The sequence below is a fragment of the Ruegeria lacuscaerulensis genome (assembly GCF_013031245.1).
GTDB lineage: Bacteria > Pseudomonadota > Alphaproteobacteria > Rhodobacterales > Rhodobacteraceae > Ruegeria > Ruegeria lacuscaerulensis_C.
In genome coordinates, this window is sequence record NZ_WPZL01000068.1 from 1 (window position 1) to 8,421 (window position 8,421).

The 8,421-nt window shown below is 53.2% G+C and carries 2 protein-coding genes; one reads left to right on the forward strand and one right to left on the reverse strand.

What is annotated here, in order from left to right:
* Positions 1–752: 752 nt before the first annotated feature.
* Positions 753–3,389 (reverse strand): AsmA family protein, encoded by a 2,637-nt coding sequence (locus GOX66_RS24930; protein ID WP_170766541.1) that lies wholly within the window; start codon positions 3,387–3,389, stop codon positions 753–755.
* Positions 3,390–4,132: 743 nt separating this feature from the next.
* On the opposite strand from GOX66_RS24930, the gene GOX66_RS24935 reads away from it, so the two are divergent.
* Positions 4,133–7,930, forward strand: a complete 3,798-nt coding sequence (locus GOX66_RS24935) for a hypothetical protein (RefSeq protein WP_170766543.1) — start codon at positions 4,133–4,135, stop codon at positions 7,928–7,930.
* The last annotated feature ends 491 nt before the right edge of the window (positions 7,931–8,421 follow it).

An 8,421-nucleotide genomic window follows, 5' to 3' on the forward strand; every position in this document is an offset into this window, starting at 1 on the left:
CGGGTCCAGCCAGTCTGCGGACCAGGATCTGAAGGTGTCACCAAAAGGAGATCCGCCGCATTTTACTGCGTCCGGGCATTCCGATGCCCGATACAGGTAGTCGCCAACATGGATAACCAGATCCCGCGATCTGGATGCGATTTCCTCCAGGATGGAACTCAAGGGCCAGTCAGGCGAGGCAGAGATTGCTCTTACAATGATTTCGTCGTCGGGTCCGAGTTGGACCCAATGATGCAAAACGTCAGCTTTGGAAGACAAAACCGTGAAACACAGTCAAACCCACTCAGCAAAAACGAGTGAAGCGGTTCTGGTCAACATGCCGGCCCCTTTTCGGAAAATGTTGCTAGCTTAGGGGCGGGGCCCTGTAAGTCCAGTGACTATCAAATCCTGCTGACGCAGGCAGACCAAAAAGAACTCAGTTCAGAATATCGGCTTTGGCGCCTATTGGATTCAGCACTTGGTGCGTCTCGCAGTTTACTTCGTAAAAAAAGCTCCGGCGCGTACTTAATACCCATTGCGCCGTTAGCCGAAACTGGCGACTTCCAAAGGCATTGGCGACCTTACTTGTCATGTATTGCGTTAGAGGTAAGGTGGGTCGGCATTGTTACCTGCCTTAGTGAAACTTCGCTTGTTTGAACGTTGAGGCTGCTCAGCCTTTAAGGAACAAGTGAACTCGAAAGAGTGTTTTGCCGAGCACGCACTGTCCTGACGGGCCGCCCGGATTCAAGTGAAATCGAAATGACAAACGTACCTTATTGTTTTAACTGATTAATATCCGGAACGCAGGATTTTCGGTTTTCGGGTAACTCTGTGGCTCCATCCGCGCGTTTTTGGAAAATGTTGTGATGAAGAAGCTTGATTTTCGGATGCGTCAGCGTCCCTACGACTTCGAATGGCCAGGCGCTCCGCGATAAGGGCCTGCCGAGCTTTCGAGCCTCGGCCTGAATTGAAATCGTGTTTTTTAACCAATCCAATTCGCCGTGGGCAACAAGTTGAACCTTCTTGGTTTCCGCAACAAACGAGCTGAAAGATACGTTGCCGGCATTGATTTGGATGGGTGCGGCAAGGCAGGTAATCTTGCTGTAACCTTTTCTGAGCTCTTCAGAAATCAACCATGGAAAAATGCCAAGCCCGGACAGTTCGAGAAGACTGGTTGATATACCGCCATTTGACATCAGGATAGAGGCAGAGCCTCTCATCGAGTTAACATAGGCGTCTACCGAGCGCCTGTTTCCGGTAAGTTCAAATTTTCCATGAAGCCGTCCGACTGCCGAGTATTTGGTATTAAACTCGCTGAACAGGGTTGCCAGATTCCAGTTCTTTATTGTGCCCTGAAGTGAAAGCAACTGCGGGCTCTTCACCGTATTCATTTTCGCCGTAGCGGAGAAATAACCGCCATCATAGGCGACATCGACAGGCCCAAGCTGGGCAAGGCCGTTCTTTGCCTTCAGATGGCTGGACAAACTGGTTATTGCCTGTTCGCCCTCGATTTTCTTGATGTCAATGGACACATCGACATCCTGATCGAGCAGAAAATCTTCTAGCTCAATAAGATTGGTAGGTTTCCCTTTCGACGCATCGCGTTTTGCGCCCCTGGTGCCGGGTTGGCGAAAGCGTGTTGCAATGCTTGTAACAACGGCCACAGCGTCTTTGACGTCCTGGAGTGCGATGCGCTGGCTGGAAACCCTGCCTTGGATCAGAGGACGCGCACCAGCCGTGGATGTCTCTAGTTTGGCGCTCAGTTTAGACTTGCCGGACGTCAGCGCAATTTCACTTGAGAAGTCGTCTTGTTTTCCGTTCGCGGACACGCTGACCTTTAACGGTCCGGTGTTGACTGATTTCTGGCCGATGGCTGCCAGAAATTGAGCGCTGTCTTTGACAGCCAGGTTGAAATCGAAGGACAGGTTTTTAAAGTCCTTTACTTTACCGAGTTTGGCCTGGGTCCTCAGCTCCCAAATTTCGGTATCAACCGTGTGCGCATCGAATTTGTTGAGGCTGAGGAACCCCTGCAAATCATCCACTGAAAAGCTGCCTTCGACGCTGCCTAATGACTTGGCGTTAAGGTCTCGGAGAAACAGCGATGATGGTATCGACATCGTGCCGCTAAAGTCGATCTCTTTCAGGCGCAACAGGTCTTTGATGTCGCCTTTGGCAATAAAGTAGGGTTGATCCCGCGGTCCTGCCTGCAACGTGATGTTTTCCAGTGTCAGGTTACCATTGTCAGCACGAAACACGCGGCCAAATCGAACCGGACCGATCTGCTTTAGCTCGTTGTCAAACGCATTTGTCGTGAGGGCCAGATCTTGAAACTCCAGTGCGTTTTCCGTACCGACGATATGCGTTGAAAGGTCGGTGAGCCTTAAATTCTTTAGATCCGTGGCCGTTTCCGGTGGATCGCCCTGTGGATAGAAGCGTCCGTCAATTGCAAGGTCGATACCTTTAAAACCGATCAGATCTTTGACGGAGCCTTTCGCGGTCAGTAATTGACCGTTCAAAAGGTTCAAATCCGTACTGAAATCCGTGATTTCCAGCTTTGGGTTCTGACTTTGTATGTCGGCCGTCAGATTTGCCTGACCTTCAATATCGCGGTCGAGTCGGAGAAGTTCGAGTAGATCGCCAATTTCGCCAGTATCCAAAGTCAGCTTGCCTTCGAAGCCACCACCGTTTTGCGCTGCGATCGGGTTGCCGTTGAAACCGAGTGTTATCGTACCGAAATTCGCATTTGTTGTGAATGGTTGGCCTCGTGGATAGTCACCTTTGATCTGAAAGCTCTGCCCGTTAACGGTTCCGTGGCTTGTGACTGTTGCACCTGCATTATCGCCCAGTTGATCCAAGTGCAGGTTTGTCAACTTGAAATCGAATTCGAAACCAGTTGTCTCATTGTCCACGATCAGAGCAACGGACGTGAAGGCCACAGTTTTGTCACTCAGGAAATCCAGAATACCAACCGTGTCATTCTGTATCCCCAACGCTGTCGTACTGACCTCGGGCCGATTGTCCGCCACCCAGCTTTGCTTCCCGTCTGTATCGGTCAGCAGTCGAACATTCAGGCCATCGATGATCAGGTTGTCGATTTCGATCTGGCCTGAAATCAACGCTGGCAGGTTCAATTCCAGTTCCAGAACTTCTAGAGCCGCCAGGTTCACATTTTCTATGGTTTCGCTGGGCACTTCCACTTTGGTTGCGCGAACGTGACTTGTTGCCCCCAGAATGATGCTGACATCCCCTTCAATATACACCGTCTGACCGATTTGTTCTGAAAGCATCTGTTCCAAAATCGGAGTTCGAAGCCCGGAGAAAACAGGCAGAGCTAAAGCTGACCAGAAAAGCACGAAAACGAGAACGACGAGCAGAGCGGCGCGTCCTGTTATTCGCAAAATCGCCGTCATGAAATCCCACCACCTTTGCCGCACATCGCCAACGTTCTTGAAAACGTCTGCACAGAGAGGGTACCGAACGGCGTTGCGTGAAGAAACTAAATTGAGCGGCGTTAGAAACTGCCCAATTGGATGGCTGAACGCGGCGGCGCCCAAATAGTCAAAGAATGAGACGACCAGACCGGGTTGTAGTACATGAAGAAGCCGCGTTGTTTTGAGCACAGCTTTTATGGTGTTTGTCGATAGCCAGTCTTTAACAGGTCGTCATTCCCACCTGCTTCACCGTTGAAGTGGTCGATATGGAATTTGTTCGATTCAGTCCGCGGCCCGTGAATTTACGCGGGCATTGGCTTTGCCTACACAACGAATGGCAGCTTTGTGGATTACTTCAACATTTCAGCACCTAGTCGAGTAACTGCTATGGGCCGTCAGTACTTTTGGCTGCGTGCGCGGTAAAATTGCCCCAAAAAACCGGTTCTTCACGTCAGAGCTGTGCGGCATTTTGCACTTGGCGCCGTGCGGAAGGAGTGCGGTGTCCACTGCTGTTAATGCGTCCGAGCGGCGACGCCCTAGGCGGCACTTGATTGACATTTTGGGTATTTCGGCTCAAAATAAAAGCATATTTAATCAGCATTAACATTATTCAAAATTTGCAAATCACACTTGGTCACGATTGGTGTAACGCGTCCTATTTGGCGCAATTCCCAAGCGAAATCGACAGAAGTTCATTTTTAAAACGGAGGCTTATTTTAGCTATGTCCAGTCTTATTCAATCTGTTTTCGGTCGTGTCACCCAACAGGAAAACGGTCAGCCCGTACACGGTATATTGGTCAAGATTCGCGCCGTATTTGGGGATGGCTGGCGCAAGCGAGACGGCTGCAAAATCGATCTTGGATGCGTCCTGACGACCGCCGATGGCCAATATTTGCTCATAGTGGATTCGTCGAAAATACCCGAAGACTGTCGATGTGCAGGTCCGATGGAATTGCGGATAAAGCTGCGCGACCGCGACGGCGTTCGCATCCATAAAGCCCGGCTCAAGATTGAGGATTGTTCCTGCACCGACGATATCAAAATCGACCTCGCCATCCCGGCAAAGAAACTGGCGTGTCACCTGAGCCGCCCGCTAAGCTGGGCTGCACCGGATAAGCCGTTTTTGCCAGAAAGCGTTCTTGATGACATTGAGGAAGCGCTTGAGCTTGCGGGTGCTGATCGGTTGCTGCGCAAGCGCACTGACTTCTTTGAATGCATCCGTCCGACGCTTGCGATATTTGACAACACGCTTGGTGATGCCTGGAGTGTTCTGAACGGAGACGTCGCTGCCAAGGGGCGCTATGTGGATGTACTCAATGCCCTTTGTGCCACGTCGCCAACGGGCTGCGGCTGTGGCTGCGCATCCGGGGATGATGCAGACGGTATCTTGCAGGACATTTTTTCCGATGACTGCAATGATGACAGCTGTAAGCCCATCAAATCCAAACCCAACCCGGTGTGCTGTTCCGACCATGTCTGCCCGACCGGTAAGTCCCTGATCGCTGACAAAGACGTGAGCTTGATGGTCTTTGCGGCCATGCAAGTGTCCTGCGGTCACAGGCCAACAATGGTCAAATACGTCGGCGCGCTGCTTGAACAACTTTGCCGGTTCCAGGCGTTGACCGCGCTTCATGAAGCAGCTGTCAACCTGATCTGCAAGAAGCCGCATGCAGGGCGTCATTTTAAGGATCTGCTCGAATATGTGATGTGCATCTGCAACGGTCAGACGCCTTGCGGACAAGTGCCTTGCTGTCAAATATGTGTCCGCCAGCCCATCCTGGATTGCATCACGGATGCATATAGAAACTGGTGCAGCATCGATTGCTACACCGTGACCAAGATCAACCCAGAGCGTGCCTGCCCCGGTGATACGGTTGCGATCTGCGGGTGCGGGTTTGGCGATATTGCGGGGCAAGTGCAGTTCACCCAGCATGGCACGATGAACCCCGGCCCGATCGCTGTGCCGACCTCGTGGTCAGACGAACGCATCTGCGTGATCGTCCCCTCCAGTGCAGGCTGTGGTTTGGCGATCATTCCTCCGACCCAAACGATCAGCGTCTGCGATCGTTTCCTGGACTATCGCAAAAGCGGCACGATGTTGGCTGAGTTCGAAGGCACAAGAGCTGATATTCTCAAGTTTATCGTCAAAGGGCATCAGAACGACGACTGCCTGTTGCCCGGCGAGGTTCTGAAAATCCGCTGGAAGGTCTGCGCCGCTGACTCAGTGACTGTGCGCATCGTTAATACAGACACCGACGCTGTCATTGCACAGATTTCACCGGCCCCCGATCTGGGACGCTGGGACTTCGATCAGACTGATTTCGACCAGACGACCCGAGTGCGGGTCGAAATCGTCGTGACCGGTCAATGTAAACCTCCAACAGTAAGTCAGGGCTTAGACCTCGTTTTCCAGAACCCGCCGGATCTATCCATCGACGGGATCGAGGTAACGCAGGCGATTCAGTATTTCCGAGCCAATCAGCATCTGACTGATCCAGCTGACCGCGGCCCGGACAACTCCCTTCAACTTGTTGCCAATAAATCGGCCTGGGTGCGGACATATCTGCGCAGCGGGCAGGATCCGAATTTCGATAATGGGCAGCTCGGCAATGTTGGTGGCACACTTCAAGTGGAACGCCGGGTTGGTGGGATCTGGTCCACGGTGGCCAATATCGTACCGGCCAATGCCCCGGTGACAGCGCAGGACAGTTTCTCGAGCTACGACGCAGAGAGACGCGACATTGATGCGACGCTGAACTTCATTATCCCGGCCAACGTGATGACCGGGCTCTTGCGCCTTTCTATCACTGTCTCTTCGCCAGACGATTGCTATGGAGGCAGCGGCACGGCCCAACAGCTTGTTGATGTCGATCTTGAGCAAGAGTTGCGCGTTGCAGCCGTCACAATTGGCTATAACGGCCCACCGATTGGCGGCGGCGCCAATATCACCTTGCCTGCCCCCAACGCAGCACAAGTTGCCGCTGATACCAGCTTTGCCCTTCGGGTTTTCCCGGTAGGCAGTACGCCCAACGTGCGGATCATCGACAGTCAGACCACAACACAAGGGCTGACAAACAACAACTTCCCAGCGGGAGGATGCGATCCCAACTGGACGCCGATCCTGAATTTCGTGGCCAACGCGCGCACGAATGACGGCAATCAGGGCGATTGGCTTTACTATGGACTGGTCAATGCGGCGATCCCGCGCTCGCATGGCAACACAGGATGCGCCAGCGGCGGCAACGGCGCTGGCCTGTCCGGTAGCCCGGTCACGTTGGCGCATGAGTTGGGCCATCAGGCGGGTTTACCACATGCCCCATGTGGCACGGTCGGCACGCCAAACGCGAGCTACCCGCTTTACGAGCCTTACGATACCGGCATGACAACGACCGACAGTAATGGCAACACTGTCTACTCGGATGCGAGCATCGGCGAATACGGTCTCGACACAAATGACGGGACAATACACCGGCCAGCCAACAGTGAGGATCTGATGGGCTATTGCGGCCCCCGGTGGGTCTCGATCTTTACGCATAACTATATGCTGAACCGCGCCGAATTTGACCCGGTGGCGTTGGCGACGGGCGTGTCTGGCGGCAACTCGGTGGGGGCAGGCGCCATGGAAGTCGACAGGCAAGACCAGATGCGACCTTTCGTGACGATCGTGGGAGAGGTTGGCAAAGACATGCAGGTCTCCGTCGCAAGCCTCGTTCGGGTTCCAACCCGGCCCTTGCGGATGTCTGGTGCGCGTACCGATCTAGTTTTGCAGTTGACCGGGGACAAGGACGAGGTGATCTCATCTGCACCGGTGTTCACAATGGATAATCACGACGCCAACGGCGATGGCTGCGGTTGCGGCGGAGGCGATAAAAAGGATCCGCCTAAACCACCGTATAGTTTCATTGCGGCAATGGGCGATGTCGGCCCTGGAAATGCAATCCGCATCTGCCAGGGGGACGCAGTCATATGGGAGCGCAAGCGACCGACACGGCCGGTTAAATTGGCTTCGGCTGAAGCCAGCATTGGCAAGTCTGGTCTAAAGGTTTCCTGGAAAACGACCGGGGCCAAGCGTGGTTACGACCCCGATATATGGCTGCAATGGTCTACTGATGGAGAACGTTGGAACGGGCTCAGGGTTGGTGCGAGAGGTAACAGCGTTGAGATCGATCCCAACACCATTCCGGCCGACAAGGTTTGGATTAGGGTCCTTGCTCATGACGGTTACTTCACCGCAACGGCAGATACCAAGCCAGTTAAACTTCCACCAGCGCCACCTGAACTCGCCATTATTCACCCCTCTGAGGGGCAAGTGGTGCGCGCGGACCGACCGCTGCATCTCTGGGGTACATTCACTGGCCGCACCGAAGCAAAATCTGTTGAATGGTATCTGGACGGCAACAAGGTCGCCAAAGATCTGGATGCTTGGATCGATGTACCCAAGCCAGGTGAGCATGTGGCGGAGCTGCGCGTGAAAGGCGCAAGCCCGGTGACTGTCAATTTTTCTACAGGTGAGCGCTAGATGACCGGCTTTGATGTGCTGCAAGGCAACTCGATCCAATGCTAGCACCCAGGGCTGACTCCTGACATGTGGCAAGTGTTAGCCCACAACGCACCCTTCAGGTTGCAGCCGCCGCCGTTTAGAAATCAGATTAGATGTCGTTCGCCATTCCTTGGTGCGGTGTGTTTGCGCGACGGGCGAAAAACCAATGCTTTGCACATTCGGCACAGAGGCCACGTTTGTCTAAAAGCGCCCTTATATACTTGGATTAGTAGTTGGCGGCACGGGTTCTCAATAGACATAACTATTCTGTCACTGGAGAAAACAACATTGTTGACCAGGCCATTTTCGGAAAGCAGTCGTTGGCGTAAACGCGCCGAAAGTCCACTTTATTACGCGACTTTGAATTCCGGTATCCCTCAGAGTTCGCACCTGCAGCGAATGGCAGCTATGTCCCTGTGGTTTCAACGGATCGACGCAACACAGGCATCAAATTTCTCTGCTGGTGTTAG